Genomic DNA, 20,850 nt, shown 5'->3' on the forward strand with positions numbered 1-20,850 from the left:
AGTTAACTTACAAATTGGAAATCTTTGATGGTGGGATAACTCAGCATTCTAGCTTGTCGGCGGGTAAACTCTCCCACGGAAGGGTTTCCTTGAGAATCAACTACCCCTGTTACTTGCTGCCATAAGTTGTTAGGTGCTAGCTCAATTTTATAACTACGTTCCTCAGTTTTGCGGACGTGATACCATTTCTTCGCCTGACATTGCTCACACCAAAAAGCCTCCAACCATTCTCCCTCTATGGGAACTGCGGTTTGGTTTGCTACTAGCATTAAGGCATTACGGCGGCTGATTCCCCTTTGTTGCAGTTGTCCTGCTTGATCAGCAAATAACTTATATTTTTGGCTCACGCTGTCAAGATAACAACCATGAATTGGACAATATATAGCTCTTCTTTTCGAACGTTTCCGATTTCGGTCACACCTTCTCTGCAATTCGACCTCCCATGTCAATTAATAAACAGCAAAATAGGAAGGTTCCGTTTGGAGGGACTGAGATCAACAAGACCATCGAAGCCCAACTCCTAAGAATTACCACAAAAATCTTTAGTTAATGGCAATAAATTGCCTGTGATGTAATTGTTGCTGAGTTATATTGTTCTACTTCTACTAATTGAATTTCTTCATCAAGCAACAATCCACAATTTAGCAGTTCAAATGATGGGATTCATCATTATTATCTGACTAATTTATACCACAAATTACTATATTTTCTATTAACTTTACAGAATCTTGTTGGTATAAATGCAAATTGCTTAATATCTAGTCTGCTTAATTGTGATTCCTTGGTGATACAGGGATTTGCTCATCAGAGGAAACGGCGATAAATTACCTGTGATGTAATTGTTGCTAAGTTATATTGTTCTACTTCTACCAATTGTACTTATCCATCAAGCAACAATTCACAATTTAGCAGTTTAAATGATGGGGTTCATCATTATTATCTGATTAATTTCTACCACAAATCACTATGTTTTCTATTAACTTTACAGTATCTTTGTTGGTATAAATGCAAATTGCTCAATGTCTAGTCTGCTTAATTGTGATTCCTTGGTGATACGGGAATTTGCTCATTAGATGAAACTGCTTGCCGTAAAACTTCCAAGTATTGTTGAGAGATCACTTTGGGAGTGAAGTGCGATCGCATATATTGCCGACCAGCTTTGCCCATACGTTCTCCTAACTGTTGATCCCGGTTGAGTAAGCGGATAAATTGTGCTAGTCCATGCCCATCACCGTTATCAAATGTACCACCACAACCAGCTTCGGCAATTAGTTGTCGCAGATAAGAGTAGGGTGAACAAATTACAGCTAAGGGTCTTCCCGCCGCTAGGGCTGAATACAACTTACTAGGTACAACTAAACTTTCGCTAATGGAATCGACGCTGACTAATGATAAATCGCAAGCTGTTAAAGAATAAGGTAAAACTTGCTTATCTTGGTAAGGTAGGAATGTGAAGTTTTGCAGGCCTAATTGATTCACTTGCTCAATCAGTTCTTCACGTTTAGCCCCACCACCAATACAAACAAATTGAACTGGCTCATTTTGCAATTCTTTGGCGGCTGCTAAGATAGTTTCGATATCATGGCATCGCCCCATATTACCAGAATATAAGACTGTAAATTTGTTCACTAGGTTATGTTTCCAAGCAAACCAATTCTCTTGTTTGGCAATCGGTACGATTAAATCAGGGTCAGCCCAACTGTGAATTACAGAAATTTTATGGGCGATTTGTGGACATTGAGATAAAATCTGTTGTTTCATCCCCGGACTGAGAACCACAATTCCCTTAGCATTGAGCCAAATTCTTCTGTTTAACTCTTGCCAAAATCTTGCCAGCCAGCTACGTTGAGAAATTACGCCCAAGGCGATCGCAATATCTGGGTATAAATCGTAAAGTATGCAAACGTAGGGCAATTTAAACAATAGTTTGCCTAAATATCCTACTAAGGGTAAAAATGGTGGAGCCGTCGTTACCAACAATATATCGTTCCGTCGCCAAGCTCTTAATAGATGAACCAGAGCGCGTAAAGTGTAGAGGATTCCATTGACCGCTTTACCGCGAATCCTTCCCGGCCACATTTGTGCTGTGCGCGATCGCCGAATTCTTACATTATCTACTTGCTCAATATTAGGAGCTGTATCAGAACGAAAAGCATATCCAGGTTGACTTGTAAAAACCTCTACATTCACTCCCTGGTGTCCTAGCTGTTGCACTAATTCCTCAATTAACTGTCCTGTAGCCGCAAAGTCTGGTGGGAAAAATTGAGTGATTACAGACAGCTTAATTGACTGTCTAGAATGGTTAGCTACTGGGAAATCGTCCTTGTATTCTAACCGAGTTGCAATGGATTGAAGAAATCTTCGATGAATCCATTCATTGAGTCTCATCGGCTGTGTCCTACTTTTAAAACATGATTGTCTTGAATCTATTACCGAAATACTCTAGCCATTAATTTCTATTTGGGAACTTTTCCAGCTATTTTTAATTTACGTATAAATCAAACTTACTTAATTTAATAGTTTTTTACACCATTACAATCATATATATCGGGATATATAGGTTGATTTTGCGTAAATAGCTCGGTCTTACTCAAGGGTAACACTTAATAATTTACACTCTTAATTCTAGGATAAAAATATTTTTTTATATTTGTTATCCATAACACTTTTTAAAAGTGTTTATCTTTAGAGTTACTCTTTGCTTTTACTAGTCATTTTGATATTTGATTTAATCAAAAAAGGTTAATATTTTTTTTAATAAATTTTCTCTCCATAACTTATTGCCTCAATATTTTATTCTGACTGTTATCAGTTGCTTAATTATCATCTATTTGCTTGATTGCGCTTTTGTTACATTTATAATATATAAATAAACAGGTTACATCTGTAAAATTACGATATCACGTTTAAAATATAACTATCTTCTCACCATAGAATCTTTATTTTTTCAAAGTACTTTTTACACAATCTTTATCATATTCAAATTATGTGGCAAAATTTATGTTAATCAATTTATTAACCAGCTAACACATTTTATCTTTAATGGAATAAATTTACTTAAGAAACAAACATATTATATAAATCATATTATTAAAATTGATTGACCAAAGTAATTTGGTGTGTTTATCAACAAACAGAGACGAGAGTCCATACAATAGGAGCTAGAGCTAGGAGGCTAGAGACTATGGTGATATCCCGGAAATGAAAAGCGCTATCAGCCAACTCTATGTACTCAGTAGTCGTATGAGTATCATACTATGAAGTTTAGTAGACTATTTTTTATAGAAATTTTATATAATCAATAAATATTTCAAAATTATTTTCCAATTTCTTCAGCATACTTACACTATAAAAAATCATAAAGTTTTAATGAATAAACACAAAACCTTCAGTGAAGTGTCCGTCATCACAGACTCGACATTACAAAATAGTGATATGTCTGACAATTATTAACTACTTTTGCATAAAAAAAATAATCGAAACTTAATATTTTATCAGGATTAGCAGCGAAACATTCATACAATGTAAATATGACTTAAAACAGGGTTCACAATTCTTCATGATAAAAGGGTTATTCTTGGAAGTTAAGAGAAATAATACCATCAATAGTAATATAGGAATTACAAATATATTACATAAGATTATTAAAAATGGAAAATAATTCTTACAAATCTACCCAGGGCGTAAATACTGAACGCAAAGGTAACTCTCAAGCTCCCTTATTTCAACCGCAACCTTTTTCTGTACCTGACACGCAAGAAGAAGAAAGCGGGTTGAATGTGGCTAAGGTCGTTAGCTTGTTACAACGACGAGCATTAGTGATTGCAGGTGTTAGCTTGATAGCTACTTTAGCTATAGCTGTTCACTCAACATTAAACCCCAAACCAACAGTATATGAAAGTAATTTTCGCTTATTGGTGGAGCCAGTTAACGAAGATAGTAAAGCTGTGACTGTTGTCAATGAGCCTAATCCAGTACAATCTACTCTAGATTACGAGACTCAAATTCAGATTCTCAAGAGTCCTGAACTCATGAGAAGCGTTGTGTTGGAATTGCAAAAAAAATATCCAGACATTAACTATAATGTGTTGCTGTTATCTCTGACTGTTCAGAGAGTAGGGGAAACGAAAATTATCGAGGTTCGCTATAGTAGCCAAGATCCAGACCAGGTAAAAGCAGTATTAGATCGCATAGCTAAGGAATATATAGAATACAGTCAAGAAAGGCGACAAACTAAACTACGTCAAGGAATTCGCTTTATTGCTAGAGAACTCCCATCTTTACAAAATCGGGTTGATCAGATTCAAAAAGAACTACAAATCTTAAAGCAGAAATTTAACTTGAATGATCCTGAGTCTCTAGCAAGCCAAATTAATAACCAGACATTGGAGTTATCTAGTAGAAGACAGGAATTTGATTTACAGCTAGCCCAAGCTCGGAAAAATTTAGCGATCTTAAAAGGAAAAGATGGGGAAACTGTAGGGCTGAGTGATGCTCAAACATATCAGCAGTTGCTAGCACAGGTGCGTCAACTAGATGTTCAAATTGCTGCTGCTTTAAATCTTTTGCAGGAAGAAAATCCAACAGTGCAAACACTAAAGGAGAGAAGAGCATACTTGTTGCAGTTACTGCATCAGGAAGCACAGCAACAAATGCAGGAAAAAATTGGGCTAGCAGAAGTACAACTACAAAGGCTAGAAGTTGCTAACAAGGAACTCATGAAGAACGAGCAGCTACTGGAACAAAAACGCCGACAATTGCCAGTATTTACAAGGCAGTATACAGAATTGCAACGCAGACTACAAGTAGCAACTGAAAGTTTAAATCGCTTTCTCTCTACAAGGGAAAATCTCAAAATTCGCATCTCTCAGACGGAGTTGGGTTGGCAATTACTTGAGGCTCCCCTGAGACCCCAATTAGCGGCAAATTCTTCATATAGTATACGTGGTTTTTTAACTAGTTTGGTCGGCAGTATAGCGTTAGGTGTTGTTACTGCTTTTTTGCTGGACAAAATCGATAGTACTTACCATAACGTTCAAGCTCTCAAAGCCGATATCAAATTACCCTTGATAGGGAATATTCCTTTTGAGGAACAACTTGATAGTAGCCAGTCTCTCAATTATCAAAGGTGGCTATTAAACTTGATACCAAAAGTTAGGCGATCGCCAGACAAATCTGAGGAGACTGGTGAATATTCAACCAAATTTTTAGAAGCTTTACGTGTGCTGTATACAAATCTTCAATTACTTAATTCCGATGGTGCTATTCGCTCTTTAGTGATTAGTTCAGCTACGGAAGGTGATGGTAAGTCTACAGTTGCTTTTCATCTAGCTATAATCGCTGCCACAATGGGGCAAAGAGTACTAATTGTAGATGCGGATCTGCGTCAACCAACGATTCATAAACTAGCGAATGTCAGTACTGAGTGCGGATTGAGCAATTTAATTTCTAGTAACTTATCAGTAGATGAAGTGACCACGCAAGCACCTGACATAACTCAGTTGAATATCATTGCGGCTGGTTCCATACCACCTGATCCAGCAAAATTGCTGTCTTCAGAAAAAATGAAGAGGCTGATGCAGGAATTTTCCCAGAGGTTCGACTTAGTAATTTATGATGTTCCTCCTTTTTTGGGACTGGCTGATGCTAGCTTAATAGCACCTAGTACTGATGGTGTTTTAATGGTAGTAAAGATTGATAAAACAGATTCATCAGTTTTAAAGGCTGCTATTGACGATTTAAAACTGCTTCCTGTCAATATTTTAGGTGTAGTTGGTAATGCTCAGAAAAGTAGGTATGGAGATTACTGAAAAACAGGTGACAGTTGGCAGTTGACTATGGACTAATTCCTTCTCAAAAATTTGTTGGTACTAGCCAACACTACAATCAGTAGTAGGGCTTGAATTTGCCAAGGTGCTAAAACTATGCTTAAAACCAGACTCAGCACTGTAAATGTACCAGTTAAATAAGCTACTTCATCTTGACATTTGTTTGATATGTAACCAGTTGCTATACCCGCAACTAGGGGAAGCAGAAAAAACATAGGCATTTTTACTTAACCTTCCAACTAGAAACGTAAACTTTTGCTAAAACAAGATGGGAGTTTTCCTTTTTTCTTGCTTTTTTCTCAGGTAATCTTGTATTTTAGCAAGTTGAGTTACAGTATATTACTTAAAAATAACGCATTTTTCTCAAAATAATATAATGATTTGGTAAATTAACTTAATATATATCACTGGCGCTAAAACTAAGATTTAGCATAGTAACTTTAGGCAGAAATTTTTCACATTAATTACCCGATGCTGAACATTCCTCAACTACTGGCAACTGAACTAGAACTCAAACCCTATCAGGTGCAAAACGCGCTGGAACTTTTGGCGGAAGGTGCAACTATTCCCTTCATTGCACGTTACCGCAAAGAGCGCACTGGGGAGATGAATGAAGTACAGTTGCGTGATTTGGCTGATAGGTATACTTACTTAACAGAATTAGAAGAAAGAAAGGCGGTGATTTTAAAAGCGATCGCCGAACAAGATAAACTGACAGATGAACTAGAAGCAAAAATTGTCGCTTGTCTACAAAAAACTGAACTTGAGGATTTATACTTACCCTATCGACCTAAGCGCCGCACTCGCGCAACTATTGCTAGAGAAAAAGGATTACAACCTCTGGCAGACTTAATCAAATCTTTAAATGGCAAAAATCCGCTGACTGCATCGTTAGAAGATGAAGCCGCAAAATATGTTTCGGAAACAAACGGAGTCAGCAGCGCCGATGAAGCACTTAAGGGTGCGGCGGATATTTTAGCAGAAGAAGTGGCAGAAAAAGCCGATTTGCGAGCATATATTCGCGATTATCTGTTAGAAGATGGGGTGTTTGTTTCCCGGATTAAAGATGATTATCCAGAAGGTACAACAAAATTTGAAATGTACCGTAATTATCAAAATAAAGTTAAAAATATTGCCCCCCATAATTTGTTGGCTTTGTGTCGGGGTGAGACTGAGGGAATTTTAAGCTTTGATATTGCCTATGAAGAAGATTTGATTCTGTCTTATCTGGAATCTCAAGAAATTAAAACAAAAGTCCGAGTAATTCGAGATTTCTATCAGGCGATGCTGAAAGATGCGTTTAACCGCTTGATGAAAAATTCCTTAATTAGTGAAGTCATTGCTGAGAAGAAAGCCTACGCGGATATTGAATCTATTAAGACATTTGAAATCAACTTGCGGGAGTTGCTACTATCTGCACCAGCCGGGATGAAACCGACTATGGCAATTGACCCTGGGTTTAGGACTGGTTGTAAAGTGGCAATTATTGACCAGACTGGGAAATTTTTGGAGTATCAGGCAATATTTCCCCATCAAGCTGCTGAACAACGCACAAAAGCGGCGCAAACTGTCAAAAATTTGCTGGAGAAATATCAAGTAGAGTTAATTGCTATTGGTAACGGTACAGCCTCCCGCGAAACGGATGAGTTTGTTTCGCAAGTATTACAAGCAATAGACCGTAAACCTACCAAGGTGATGGTGAATGAGTCTGGTGCATCTATATATTCTGCTAGCAAAGTCGCACAAGAAGAGTTTCCTGATTTAGATTTGACGGTGCGGGGTGCGATTAGTATAGGTCGGCGTTTGCAAGACCCATTAGCGGAACTGGTGAAGATTGATCCCAAGTCGATTGGTGTGGGACAATACCAACATGATGTTGATCAGAAGTTGCTGAAAAAGAAATTAGATGAGACTGTAGAAAGCTGTGTTAACTACGTTGGCGTAGATTTAAATACCGCCTCCAAAGAACTGTTAACTTTTGTTTCCGGGATTACCCCAGCAGTAGCTAATAATATTGTGGCTTACCGTAATCAGAATGGAGCCTTTAAAAATCGCCGCCAATTGTTGAAGGTTCCCAAATTGGGTCCGAAAGCTTTTGAACAAGCGGCTGGGTTTTTGCGTATTCGTGGCGGTGAGAACCCCTTGGATAATACAGCAGTGCATCCAGAAAGTTATGCCGTAGTGGAAGCGATCGCCTCTGACTTAAATGTACCCTTAAATCAGGTGACGCAGATAGCCGAAAAGCTCAAAAAAGCCAACTTGAAGAAATACGTCACCGATAGCGTTGGCGAACCGACATTGCGCGATATTCTCAGCGAGTTAGAAAAACCAGGGAGAGATCCCCGCGCTGAATTTAAGTACGCCACCTTTAAAGAAGGGATTAAAGAAATCACCGACTTACAAGAAGGGATGGAATTAGAAGGTATTATTACCAACGTTGCCAACTTTGGCGCATTCGTCGATATTGGCGTACATCAAGACGGTTTGGTGCATATCTCCCAACTGGCTGACAGATTTGTTGATGACCCCAAAAAGATTGTCAAAGTAGGACAAGTAGTCAAAGTCCGGGTGCTAGAAGTTAACGCCAAATTAAAGCGAATTAGTTTATCGATGAAAGCTGTTAAGCAGTAACAAAGTTCGTAGTGAGGGCTTTAGCCCTCATTAAAAATAAAATTATTTTGAGCATTAAGTAGAACAGCGTCAATAGTTCCAGGTTTGTCGTGAGGAGTTTAGTGGTCAAGAAAAGGCTAAAGCCTTTACTACGAACAAATTATATTGTATTCGTATAGTATTTCCGCTCAATTTACCTAAATATTCCAGATGATAGACAAGCTATCTATCTTGTAAGAGATGCTGATATGTTGCCAATTCTTCAAGATAGTAATAGCAGATTCAAACACCTTATCACTGAATTTTAGGTAAAAAAATGTTGGGAACATTTTTAACAGTTTTAGCCACAGCACTCAGCCTACTAATTGTTGACATAGTAGTACCTGGTGTTAATATTGCAAATTTTCCTGCTGCGTTAATTGCTGCTGTTGTAGTTGGTTTCCTCAATAGCTCACTTAGACCAGTTCTTTCCGCTTTATCATTACCCTTAAACCTTGTAACTTTTGGAGCATTTTCTCTAATTGTTAACGGTTTGTGTTTCACATTAGCAGCAGCTTTGGTTCCAGGTTTTAGCGCTCACGGTCTTCTCGCATTTATTTTGGGGCCAGTTGTTCTTTCCTTCGCTAGCACATTCATTAACAACTACTTTGTTGAGAAGAATGTTTTAAGCGGAAGCAATCAAAATCCTGCTGAATTACCTTCTCAAGGTGAATTAACCTCTAGATAATTCCTGGGATGGAGTTAGTCATCTGGATAATTCCAGACAATGTAAGTAACTTTTGGAACGTAACAGAAATATCATGAAATTACTTCGTCTTCTGCTTGGTTTGCTCGTACCACCTTTGGGTGTTTTCTTAACAGTCGGTGTTGGTCCTACCTTGTTAATTAATGTCTTGTTAACAGTTTTAGGTTGGCTTCCTGGTAGTATTCATGCGGTTTGGGTCATTGCCAAACATGATGAACAATTTAATAGAGGTGGCGATATTTATTAGAGTTTAAAGGTTGATGTCACTCTTTGGATTGGTTAAATAGGTGGGAATATTCCCGCCTATTTTTTTAGGGGATAGGTAACAGGTGACAGGTGATAGGGTAAAAACCTAAATATGCTGAGTAATTCCCACCATAATAAATATCCCCAGCTTCTTGAAGAAGTTGGGGATATTTTTAAATATAGCCATCGCCAGATAAATTAGGACATATAGCAATAGCCAAGACAGTTAGGACATGAGAAATGAAAAAACTTAGACAGCAAAAGACTTTTAACTCTGTCACCTGTCACCTGTAACCTGTACCCTGCTATAAATTAATCACAAAAGCTGGATAATAAAAGGCTTTCAAGACTATTCCCTGTCCCCTGTCACCTGTCACCTACTATTTGCGGGTAACTGTTTTATCTTGTTCTGAATGGTCTTTATCTTTGAATAAATCAGCAGTGGCTAGTAGTAATTCGCGGAGGGTTTGCTTAATTTGATGTTCTTTTCTCGCCAAAGATGTGCCAGCTTCACCAAGCTTATCATCGATTTGCGATCGCTTCTGTTCTACTTGTGTAGATAGGGCTTCCGCTTGTGGACGCGCCTGATCATACCAAGTTTTGGCTTGGTCAAGATAATTTTTCACCTCTTGGGAACGTCCGCCATAACGAGCTGCTAAATTAGCTCTAACAATTGACAATTGAGCTTGTAATTGGGCGTAACGCTTCCTTAAGAGTGAAGCTTCTTCACTATTCTTGATTGATTCAATAGCGGAGTCGATGGCGGTTTTTGTTCCATCAGTTTTTGCCTGATCAGTTTCGGCAATTTCCGCTAAGATTACATCAACTTCTTGCTGAATTTTTTCTTCTTCACCATCAATTTGTGCTTGCAGTCTTTGTAATTCTGTCTGATTTTTAACTATGGCTTCGTGTCTTTTTGTATTAACGCCTTCAATCGCTCCTTCAATTGATGCGGTGACTTCTTCTTTGATTTCTGTGCCTTTATCTTGCAGATTTTCAATTACGGTAGAAACTGCATCTTTCACCAGGGAACGGATTTCAATTGAACCTTCTTTCAATTCAGAAGCTAATTGAGCAACTGCGTTTCTGACAATTTCCCGAATGTTTTCGCTTCTTAACTGTCCAGTTGTTTTTGCTTGTTGTAAGTCTGCTTGAATTCGCTGTTTGATATTATTAGCCATTTTCAACTCTGGTGATTTAGTTAATTTGGATAAAATTGCTGATAGTCTTCCATTCACATTATGATTTAGCCTCTAATATTTGAGGTACTTCCTTGAGAGGTAAAAGTGATAAAGTCTAACTACAGATTGTGATGAAGAACTTGTACTCCTTCTATGGGATGATAAGTACATATCTATCTAATAGATTTTGCGGAAAGATAAACTATTACTGGAGAAGCTAAGTGCAGAAATTACTCAAAATACTATTAGTAACTCTTTTATGTTTGATAAGTATTTCTACATCACCCGCAAGCGCAGCAGACATAGCCAAGGGCGAACAAATCTTTACTGTTCACTGTGCTGGTTGTCATATCAACGGTGGGAACATCGTTAGGCGCGGGAAGAATTTGTACAAGAAGGCACTGAAAAAATATGGTATGGATTCTTTAGAGGCGGTTGAAGCGATCGTCACTAATGGTAAAAATAATATGTCAGCTTATAAAGACCGTCTCAGCACTCAAGAAATTCAAGATGTGGCTGCTTATGTTTTAGAACAAGCAGAAAAAGGCTGGCGTTAACAATTTAAAATTAAGAGAAAATGGCACTACCAGAAGAAAGTCGCTTACAATTTACCTCTGATTTAAACATTTGCCGGATATTAAAAGGAATGTGGCAAGTATCTGGCGCACATGGTAAGATTAATCAGAAAGCTGCTATCCAAACTATGTTTCAATACGTGGATGCAGGCTTTACTACATGGGATTTAGCAGACCATTATGGCCCGGCGGAAGACTTTATTGGTGAGTTTCGTCGTCAGTTAGTTGCTAACCGTGGTGAAGCAGCTTTAGCTAATATTCAAGCATTCACAAAATGGGTTCCTCGTCCAGGGAAGATGACGAAGAAACTGGTTGAGGAGAATCTAGATATCTCCCGGCGCAGAATGGATGTAGAATCATTAGATTTGATGCAGTTCCACTGGTGGGATTATCAGGATAAAAATTATTTAGATGCCCTGAAATATATGGCGGAACTGCAAAACGAGGGCAAAATTAAGCATTTGGCTTTGACTAATTTTGACACAGAACGTTTGCAAATTATTACCGAAGCGGGAATTAAAATTGTTTCTAATCAAGTGCAGTTTTCTGTGGTAGACCGCCGTCCAGAAGTAAGTATGATCCAGTTTTGTGAAAAACATGGCATCAAACTTTTCACTTATGGGACTATTTGCGGTGGTTTATTATCAGAAAAATATTTAGGAAAACCAGAACCAAGGGGTTTTGATTTGGGTACGGCTAGTTTGCGTAAGTACAAAAATATGATTGATGCTTGGGGAGGCTGGAGATTATTTCAAGAGTTACTTGCTACTCTCAAGCAAATCGCTGATAAGCATGGAGTTAGCATTGCTAATGTGGCAACTCGTTATATTTTAGATAAGCCAACTGTTGGCGGTGTGATAGTTGGTGCAAGGTTGGGGGTGTCGGAACATATTGAAGATAACGCCAAGGTATTTAGTTTTAGTTTAGATGCAGAAGATAGCAATGGCATCAACACTATCTCCAGTCAATCACGAGATTTATATCAAGTCATCGGTGATTGCGGTGATGAATATCGTTGATAATCGCGATAAGTTCGCCTGGCGATCGCTATCATAACAAGGTTGAGGATCAACAATTCACAACAACATCCATCCTCTGTAACATCCTACATCAATGGTGCAATTTTAACAGTGCATCATATCACGAATTATGAGTTATAAGTTATGAGTGTTATATCTAACTTTCAATACTCAATTTCTTACTTTTACCCCTACTGAATCGTGAAGCTACGCAGCCTGATTCCATTTTTTGATGATTCTGTCTCCACCTGGGCTTTAGAAGCGCGGTTGTTGCGCTGGCTAACGTTCATTTGGTTATTTGTCGGTTTGACAATTCTATTTTCAGCCTCCTATGTAGTAGCTGATGTCCGTCAAGGCGATGGTTTGTATTACTTCAAACGACAAATCCTTTGGGTTCTCGCCGCACTCATCGGCTTTAATATCATTGTTAATCGACCCATACAAAAAATTCTTAGTATCTCTCACTGGCTACTAGGAATATTTTTAATATTAATTTTTGTTACCCTCATCCCTGGTTTGGGTAAAAAAGCCTTTGACGCAGCCCGTTGGATAGCCCTTGGGCCTATCCCCATACAACCATCAGAACTAATTAAACCCTTTTTAGTGCTACAAAGTGCCAGATTGTTTGGCAATTGGGAACGGTTGACTTGGCGAGTGCGTTTAACTTGGCTAGGGATTTTCGGTTTAGTAATTTTAGGCATTCTAGCCCAGCCTAACTTAAGTACAGCCGCACTTTGCGGTATGACTATCTGGTTAATTGCCCTAGCAGGAGGTATACCTTACCATTATTTAGCAGGAACGGCGATCGGTGGCTTCCTGTTAGGCTTACTGAGTATTAGCATCAAAGACTATCAACGCAGACGGGTATTATCATTCCTCAACCCTTGGGCAGACGCAACAGGAGATGGGTATCAATTGGTACAGAGTCTTTTGGCAGTGGGTTCTGGTAGAACTTGGGGAGCAGGATTTGGGATGTCACAGCAAAAGCTATTCTACCTACCAATTCAAGACACCGACTTTATTTTCGCCGTGTTCGCTGAAGAATTTGGCTTTGTGGGCAGTATAGTCTTGCTGGTACTTTTAGCCTTATTTACTACCTTGGGACTAGTAATTGCACTTAAAGCTAAAAATTCTGTCCATCGGCTAGTAGCGATGGGAGTCACAATCATCATGGTAGGACAATCATTATTACATATTGCCGTAGCCACAGGCGCATTACCAACCACAGGCTTACCCTTACCCATGTTTAGTTACGGTGGTAACTCCATGATAGCCAGTTTAATAGGTGCAGCTTTACTAATTCGCGTAGCCAGAGAAAGTAGTGAAGCGGAAATCTTACCACTACGCAGACCGCATCAAAATCAACGTCCGCGTCGGTTATAGAGGAAGTGGGTGTCAGTGAACAGTTATCAGTGAACAGTGAACAATAAACATCACCTGATAACTGATAACTGATAACTGATAACTGATAAAGCCTCACTTCTCCTGAAAAGTCCACACGCCTTCATCCCATTCGCTATCTGTTGGCGGTGACTGTAGCCAATGTTGACAGCGTAGTAGGTGCAGCATGGCGGCTTTGTCCTGGTTATCAAATGCTAAAACCTTGGCGAATTCTCCCCTAGCTAGAGGAAACTGTCGTCTGAGGTAGTATTGCCGACCTTTATGATAATGCTCAATTACTCGCATTTTATCACTGCTGATGGGGTCGGAACGTAAACCGACTAACTCATATATGGATACGGGTTCGTTTCTACCTTTGACGCGGATGTAATCTAGTTCTCTAGCCCAGACCCGATCTTGGCATGGCTTAAAGGTATTATCGCTAATGATAATGTCACAACCATATTGCTTACTGACACTTTCTAAGCGGGAACCCAGATTTACACCATCACCGATCGCTGTAAATTCCATCCGCTTACTAGAACCAATATTACCGCTAATTACGGTATCAGAGTTAATCCCAATGCCAATGTTAATTTTCGGTTTATTGGCTGCATGACGACGTTGGTTAAATTCCTGTAAGCGATGGCGCATTTCTATCGATGTTTGTACCGCCATCCAAGCGTGTTCTTCTAGGGGGAGGGGCGAACCAAACACAGCCATAATGGCATCACCGATGTATTTATCGAGTGTCCCTTTATGCTTGAATACAGCCTCTACCATCGACTCAAAATATTCATTGAGCATACTTACCACTTCTTCTGCTTGGAGATTCTCAGTCAAAGTGGTGTAGCCGCGAATATCGGAAAATAATATGGAAACGTCTTTGCGATCGCCTCCCAGTTTAGCATCATCCAATTTCAACAATTCTTCTGCTAATTCCTGGGTCATGTAGCGATACATCGTACTTTTGAGCCGTTTCTCATCACTAATATCTTCCATCACCACCAACGCGCCGCAAACTTGCTGGGGATCGCTGGCATCGGCAATAGTATTTATAGATAAATTAATGCTGTGTTGTGTTGACTCGCTGCTGATGAGTGTCCTGTCTGGGTAATATTGTTGGCGACCTTTGGTATCTGTCCCATGTAAAGCATCGTCACACCATTTACTGAAATCACCTTCCTTGATGGCGATCGCTTCACTAATTAACTTACCTTTCAAACGCTCCTCTGATTCTAACCCCAACAAACGTTGGGCGCTTTCATTCGCCGCGATAATCGTCCCCACTTTATCTGTGGAAATCACCCCATTAGAAAGACTCCGCAGAATATCCCGTTGCATTTGTTCTTGCTGCTTGACTGTGGCGAACAATTGTGCATTCTGTAACGCCACCCCAGCTTGGATATTGAAAGCTTCCATGAACTCTTCGTCATTGCGGTCAAAACTCGCTTGGAAGCATTCGGGGGCTAAGGGCCAGGTATCTGGATTATAGTGGGGGAAATCGCCGCTTTTCTTTTTATTGACCAGTTGGGTAACACCGATTAATTCTTGGTCGCCGTTGAATACGGGCATACATAATAAACTACAGGTACGGTAGCCGTTTTGCTGGTCGATTTGTTTGGCGGTTTCCGAGTCTGGATGGTCGTATAAATCAAAAGGAATGTTGAGTTTTTGACCAGATGCGGCGACTATCCCCGCAAAACCTTTACCTATGGGGACACGCAACTCTTTTGTTGAACCATCATCTTGAGTAATTTTCGTCCATAATTCCTGGCGATCGCGGTCTAGCAGCCATAAGGTACTGCGATCGGCGTTCATCAGTTCCTTCGCTTCGTCCATCACCCGTTTAAGGGTATCTTCCAAATCCAGACTACTTTGGCTGAGGGATTTGACCGCCTTCATCATCGCCGCCGCCGCCCTTTGTTTTTGCGTCGCTATGTAAAATGAGCGCGACGACTCTAATATCAAGCGAATTGACGGCGCAAATTCCTGAAATAACTGCTCATCAGCAATGGTAAAGCCCCTAGTATCAATCCGTTCTCCCAATGGTGCATCGGGGGAGTTGAAGGATTTTAATTTGTTGAGTAATTGTACCACCGCCACCAGTCGCCCTTGGTCGTTCAGGAGCGGTAGAGCCAACATGGTGTAGGTACGATAGCCAGTAATTTTCTCTTGTGCTTGAGCAAAGCAAGAGCGGGGATCGTGATAAAAGTCAAAAGGTATGTTAATGACCTTTTTAAAAGTAGCCACTTCACCCGCAATCCCTTTGTCGGCGGGAATGCGAATTTCTAGCGGGCGATCGCCCTCTCCGGCGGCGACAATTGACCACAGTTCTTGTTTTTCTTCATCCAGTAAAAATATAGTTGTTCGGTCTGCTCCTAGTAATTCCCCTGTTTTTAGGGTAATTGACTGTAGCATTTCTTGTAGAATTGTCTCAAACCCATGAGAATCTAACATCGACAGGGTTTGATGCACAACTTGGAGTTTTTGCTCAACTTCTGTAACAACTTGTTTAAAAGTATCCTGAGTTAAGGGAGCAAGAAACGTAGAAATAGTACCTTTTCTGCGGGCTAGTGCGCCCACAGGAGATGAAGTTGCTGGCAAGTTTTGTTCCTGGTTGTGTTGACCACTCATCAAATCGCCAGTCTCCCTAAAATTACGCTGTTGCGATGACATAGGTAATTTTTGATATAGCAGGATTTAGACTTTTAAGAATTTATTTAAGTGTTGCTAAATGCAACAAGGGATGGACATTACACACAGTGTAATCTGTAGTTCAGTCAGCGTCATCCTGGCCTAATCTTGGTTTTGCCTATCTTCACCTACTAATTCCTTACAGCCACAAAAGTATAGACGATAACGCGGGAGCGATCGCTAAGTTCACAGTTATACTAGCAAATCAAGCTATCACCTGCTTGACCAACTCTACTCATGGGAGTAGTGTATAAATTAGGATTCCCAATTTTCCATCCCAAATAACACATCGATGGAAATAGTGCTTTTCATTTAGATGAAGTACATCACCCTAGCCCAAGCTTGACTAATTTCTCCCCTCTGTAAATCTATACTCCATCCCAGAGAGAAACGCTGTAATCTAAGTGACAAGCTCAAGGTCAACTTATTTACAAGTGTTAACAAGCTCTCAATCCATCTAACCCACAACAAAATCCAGCCCCAGCTAACCCAGCAACTATTTAATCATCTGGAATTGACCCAAGCTCTCAAGTCTGTGTTTAATTAGCAAAACTTTATGCAGCTACAACCAAAGAGTTTATCAAAATATTTCCTTTGCATCCCAGTCGCTAGTTTTTATAGTCCAGCAAGTAGCCGTACACCAGCAAGTTATAAACTTTTGTAACAAATCTTTCGCCTTTGCATAAAAGCGAAAAAGTGAACAGATGAGATAGTGAAAGCAACCCTTGCGGAAAATACTGAGATAGTGATTTGCTGTAGACGTTTTTTCAAGCTCGGCAATTACTTATCGATATTTAACTCAACTCCTACGTTTTGAAAAAGGTAAATCTACCCGATGAATAGCAGATCAGGACAAGCTAGCACCTTAACAAAAAGCAGAGTAGCCCCATCTTGGCAAAAAAGTACCTTTGCTATCAAACCTAGTTTCACCATAGAAGCAATTCAATGGCCCCCACCACCACCGGGTCCTAATCCAAAACCATTACCTACACCTACACCTACACCTCCACCTCCACCTTCAGCGGTTCCATCTAACCCAGAAGAAAATACAGATCCTGCTGACCCAGCAAGTATTTAGTCAACTGGAATATCTACAATAAATCGCATTCCTCAGCTAGATAAACACTTTTTTATCTAGCTAATAGTTTTTGGATGCTATGGGAGTCTGGTTGCTGCTAAATTTGTTTGCGTAGGGAGTGGGGGCGGGTTCACGAAGATTATCATTAATTAACGTGAGTTCGACCAGTGCGGTTTTGACCTCACCCCCAACCCCTCTCCTACGAGGAGAGGGGAGTGTAGAGTATGAGATATTAAGGATAAATTAGGCTTTTAAAGCCTATCTCCTCTTAGGGGAGCTAGTGCGTTGGGCGGCTCTGCCGACTTGTAGCAACTGGCGTGAGAGGATATGGAAGTGGGTTTTTTCAGCCGTCGAACTCAGGTTTAATTATGGTGGATATTCATCAACCCGCCCCTACTTAATAAACCCGCTCCTACATGAGTAGGAAATAATAACAAGTGATTTTATCAACATAGTTTTGATTAGAAATAAAATTTTATATGGCATATAATAAGAATTTATTTTGGAAGTTGACCTGGATAAATGTTTTAGCAACTGCTGGAACATTAGCATTGGGAATAAACTTTCCTTTTGGAAATACAGTTTTTGCAGAAAATATTCCCAGTAATATTAAGCCTGATCAAACTCTAGGTAATGAAAATTCGCAAGTTATTCCAGACTACAATGGTAGTGCTACAGAAGCACTCAAAGGCGGAGCCGTTAGGGGAGAAAATCTTTTTCACAGTTTTCAAGAATTTAATGTTAGCGAAGGACGGACAGCCATTTTCTTAAAGCCGGAAATTAATACTAATATCAGGAATATTTTAGTTAGAGTGACAGGTAGTAACCGCTCTGATATTCTCGGTAATATTAACACTGCTGCTAATTTTTCTAATGCAAATTTATTTTTAATAAATCCCAACGGGCTTTATTTTGGTTCAAAAGCCTCACTGAATTTATCAGGCTCATTTATTGGCACTACAGCCAGTGGGATCACTTTTCCTAATGATATTGTATTTAGTGCCACTTCTCCCCAACCCTTACCTCTACTCAATATTAACGTGCCAATGGGATTGCAATTTGGGAGGAATGCAGGAGGAATTAATGTACAAGGTAAGCTAGAAGTGCCAACAGGTAAAACTTTGGCTTTAGTAGGTGGTAATGTTAATCTAAATGGTGGAAGTTTAACAGCGCGAAGTGGTCAAATTGCTGTGGGAGGAATCCTAGAAGCAGGAAATGTAAAGTTAGACTTAGATAGTAATAATCAGCCTTTAAGTTTTGCTGACAACGCAGCATTAGCAGATTTATCACTTGAGAATAACTCCCTAATTGATGTAAGTACCAAAGTTGATGAAAGTATCAATTATGATAACTTGGGAAGTGGTTCTATTCAGCTAAATGGCAGACAAATCACTCTCAACAAAGATTCACAAGTAATAGCTTACAATTTAGGGACTCAACCAGGTAGAACAATCTCAATTCAGGCAGAACGATTAACTCTTCAAAATGGCGCTAATATAGGAACTTTAGTAGGCTTCCGTGATTCTAAACTCGTTACAGGTGATGGTGGCAATGTTGAAATTAAAGCAACTGATTTTGTAGAAGTGATTGGCATATCATCAGCATCTGGCAATCCCAGCGCATTGTATGCTTACACTTTTAGCCAAGGTAACGCAGGTAAACTAACAATTAACACTAGAAATTTAATAGTTGAGGGGGGAGGAAATGTATCTACAACTGCTTGGGAAGGTAGTACAGGTAATGGGGGAACTTTAGAATTAGTCGATTTGGATTTAGTCAAACTAAGCGGAACTTCACCCGCTTCAGGCCTACCACCTAGTGGCTTATTTACTCAAGCTCTGGGTCAGGGTAAAGCAGGGAACCTGATTATTAATACTTCAGCTTTAATTGTCCAAGATGGAGCGGTTATCACATCTGGTACTGGTGCAATTAGTCGAGGCGATGGAGGAATTTTGACCATAAATGCTACTGACTTTATAGAACTAAGTGGCACAGCATCCAATGGATTAGACCCCAGTGGTTTATTTGCTAGCAGCAGAGGAAGTGGAAGTGCAGGTTCTATATTTATTACTACAGGTAAATTAAATGTGAGCGATCGCGCTACAGTCACGGTAGAAACTTTGGGTGGAGGAGATGCAGGCACAATAGATATTAACGCCCGCGAAATTAATCTCGATAATCGTGCAACTTTGAAGGCTACAACTCGATCAGGTAACGGTGGTGATATCAATTTGCAAATTGAGAATCAGTTACTTTTACGCCGGAATAGCTCCATATCCACAACAGCAGGCACTATAGGTAGTACTGGCAATGGCGGGAATATAAATATTAATATGCCCGATGGTTTTATCATTACCGTTCCCGGTGAAAATAGCGATATTACAGCTAATGCTTTTGATGGCACAGGCGGCAACGTTAATATCAATGCTTTTCGCATTTATGGTATAGAAGCTAGAGAAAAAGAGAACCCACTCACCAATGACATCACCGCTAGTTCTGAATTTGGGGTAAACGGCACAGTTAAAATTGATAGCCCAGAAGCTGATCCTAACCAAAGATCAGTTAATTTATCAACTCAAAATGTTGAGCCTAAACTAGCTCAAGTCTGTCAAGCAGCTTTCGGAAAAAATCCTAACAGTTTTACTATCACCGGACGCGGTGGTTTGCCAAGCAGTCCCGATGAAGTTCTCTCCTCTGATGCTGTTCTCACCGAGTGGATTGCTGTAGATAATGTGGAGAAATCCTCAAACACCATTACCAACAAAATTTCTACCCCCACCGAAACCAAGATTGTAGAAGCTACAGGATGGAAAGTAAATTCCCAAGGTAATGTTGTTCTCACTGCCAATACACCCACCGCACTGCATAATTCTTGGCAAAAGTCAAATGTTTGTAATTAGTCAGGTGACAGGTGACAGGTGACAGGTGACAGTTGTTAGTGATGATGAATATTTTCTCCTCTGCTCCCCTGCTCCCCTGCTCCCCTACTCCCTCATCTCCCCCCACTCCCAAAGAACCACACAAGCCTGTAAAATGATGTATCTTATGAGCCGCTTGAGAAGCGAGGTCTAAATGAACTGGATTAAAGTCATTTCCCAAGATGAATTACCAGCCAATGGGCGTAAAGTGGTGAAGGTGGAACAACGTAATATCCTGTTACTCAACCATAACAACCAAGTTTTTGCGATAGAAAATTCTTGTCCTCACTTGAAGTTGCCTTTACAGAAGGGCAAAATTACCGATGAGGGAGCAATAGTATGTCCTTTTCACCGTAGTGCATTTGACCTAACAACAGGTAATCCTACTACCTGGACTCCCTTCCCTCCTGGTATCGGGAAAGTGATGGGGATGATTTCTAAAGAAAAGGGACTATCAGTCTTTCCTACCCGTGTGGAAGAAGGTAGTATCTGGGTAGGAGTGTAAATCATGGGGATTGGGGATTTAGAGACTTATAGATAAAATCGTCAAAATGTAGGGTGCGTCAGTACGAG

At 39.9% G+C, this 20,850-nt stretch carries 15 protein-coding genes; 10 read left to right on the plus strand and 5 right to left on the minus strand.

Going from position 1 to position 20,850, the window contains the following annotated elements:
• Positions 1–2 precede the first annotated feature (2 nt).
• Both H6G83_RS13110 and H6G83_RS13115 read right to left on the minus strand, forming a co-directional pair.
• Positions 3–431 carry a hypothetical protein gene (locus tag H6G83_RS13110; protein ID WP_190472523.1) on the minus strand — a complete coding sequence of 143 codons (429 nt, stop codon included), beginning with the start codon at positions 429–431 and terminating at the stop codon, positions 3–5.
• 601 nt (positions 432–1,032) lie between these two features.
• Entirely contained in the window at positions 1,033–2,388 is a 1,356-nt protein-coding gene (locus tag H6G83_RS13115) for a glycosyltransferase family 4 protein (RefSeq protein ID WP_190472526.1), read from the minus strand.
• A 1,262-nt stretch (positions 2,389–3,650) separates the two neighbouring features.
• Between H6G83_RS13115 and H6G83_RS13120 the strand changes: the two genes are divergently transcribed.
• Positions 3,651–5,810 (plus strand): GumC family protein, encoded by a 2,160-nt coding sequence (locus tag H6G83_RS13120; protein WP_190472529.1) that lies wholly within the window; start codon positions 3,651–3,653, stop codon positions 5,808–5,810.
• Positions 5,811–5,842: 32 nt separating this feature from the next.
• Here the strand turns inward: H6G83_RS13120 and H6G83_RS13125 are convergent, their stop codons facing one another.
• The gene (locus H6G83_RS13125) at positions 5,843–6,049 is read right to left on the minus strand and encodes a hypothetical protein (RefSeq protein ID WP_190472531.1); all 207 of its coding nucleotides are present in this window, start codon (positions 6,047–6,049) and stop codon (positions 5,843–5,845) included.
• 250 nt (positions 6,050–6,299) lie between these two features.
• Here H6G83_RS13125 and H6G83_RS13130 point away from each other — a divergent pair, with 250 nt between their 5' ends.
• From H6G83_RS13130 to H6G83_RS13140, 3 genes are all read left to right on the plus strand, one after another.
• Positions 6,300–8,459, plus strand: coding sequence for a Tex family protein (locus H6G83_RS13130; RefSeq protein ID WP_190472534.1), 2,160 nt, complete (start codon positions 6,300–6,302; stop codon positions 8,457–8,459).
• Between the two features lie 295 nt (positions 8,460–8,754).
• A complete protein-coding gene (locus H6G83_RS13135; RefSeq protein ID WP_190472537.1) occupies positions 8,755–9,165 on the plus strand; it encodes a phage holin family protein in 411 nt (136 codons plus the stop codon).
• A gap of 73 nt (positions 9,166–9,238) precedes the next feature.
• Positions 9,239–9,430 (plus strand): YqaE/Pmp3 family membrane protein, encoded by a 192-nt coding sequence (locus H6G83_RS13140; protein ID WP_190472540.1) that lies wholly within the window; start codon positions 9,239–9,241, stop codon positions 9,428–9,430.
• A 379-nt stretch (positions 9,431–9,809) separates the two neighbouring features.
• On the opposite strand, the gene H6G83_RS13145 is transcribed toward H6G83_RS13140, so the two are convergent.
• Positions 9,810–10,610, minus strand: coding sequence for a histidine kinase (locus H6G83_RS13145; protein WP_190472543.1), 801 nt, complete (start codon positions 10,608–10,610; stop codon positions 9,810–9,812).
• A 221-nt stretch (positions 10,611–10,831) separates the two neighbouring features.
• Here H6G83_RS13145 and petJ point away from each other — a divergent pair, with 221 nt between their 5' ends.
• The 3 genes from petJ (at position 10,832) to H6G83_RS13160 (ending at position 13,587) form a co-directional block, all read left to right on the plus strand.
• Complete coding sequence (gene petJ, locus H6G83_RS13150) at positions 10,832–11,167, plus strand: cytochrome c6 PetJ (protein WP_190472546.1); 336 nt, start codon at positions 10,832–10,834, stop codon at positions 11,165–11,167.
• Between the two features lie 20 nt (positions 11,168–11,187).
• Positions 11,188–12,204: an aldo/keto reductase gene (locus H6G83_RS13155; protein ID WP_190472549.1), complete on the plus strand. Its 1,017-nt coding sequence runs from the start codon at positions 11,188–11,190 to the stop codon at positions 12,202–12,204.
• Between the two features lie 201 nt (positions 12,205–12,405).
• Positions 12,406–13,587: an FtsW/RodA/SpoVE family cell cycle protein gene (locus H6G83_RS13160; RefSeq protein WP_190472551.1), complete on the plus strand. Its 1,182-nt coding sequence runs from the start codon at positions 12,406–12,408 to the stop codon at positions 13,585–13,587.
• Positions 13,588–13,680: 93 nt separating this feature from the next.
• On the opposite strand, the gene H6G83_RS13165 is transcribed toward H6G83_RS13160, so the two are convergent.
• Entirely contained in the window at positions 13,681–16,263 is a 2,583-nt protein-coding gene (locus H6G83_RS13165; RefSeq protein WP_190472554.1) for a GAF domain-containing protein, read from the minus strand.
• 853 nt (positions 16,264–17,116) lie between these two features.
• Between H6G83_RS13165 and H6G83_RS13170 the strand changes: the two genes are divergently transcribed.
• The 3 genes from H6G83_RS13170 to H6G83_RS13180 all read left to right on the plus strand — a co-directional run bounded on the left by H6G83_RS13170 (position 17,117) and on the right by H6G83_RS13180 (position 20,782).
• The gene (locus tag H6G83_RS13170) at positions 17,117–17,359 is read left to right on the plus strand and encodes a hypothetical protein (RefSeq protein WP_190472557.1); all 243 of its coding nucleotides are present in this window, start codon (positions 17,117–17,119) and stop codon (positions 17,357–17,359) included.
• A 479-nt stretch (positions 17,360–17,838) separates the two neighbouring features.
• Positions 17,839–20,259 carry a two-partner secretion domain-containing protein gene (locus tag H6G83_RS13175; protein ID WP_190472559.1) on the plus strand — a complete coding sequence of 807 codons (2,421 nt, stop codon included), beginning with the start codon at positions 17,839–17,841 and terminating at the stop codon, positions 20,257–20,259.
• A gap of 172 nt (positions 20,260–20,431) precedes the next feature.
• Entirely contained in the window at positions 20,432–20,782 is a 351-nt protein-coding gene (locus tag H6G83_RS13180) for a Rieske (2Fe-2S) protein (RefSeq protein ID WP_190472562.1), read from the plus strand.
• Positions 20,783–20,850 lie beyond the last annotated feature (68 nt).

Origin of the sequence: Anabaena azotica FACHB-119, assembly GCF_014697625.1 — a bacterium.
Lineage (GTDB): Bacteria > Cyanobacteriota > Cyanobacteriia > Cyanobacteriales > Nostocaceae > Trichormus > Trichormus azoticus_A.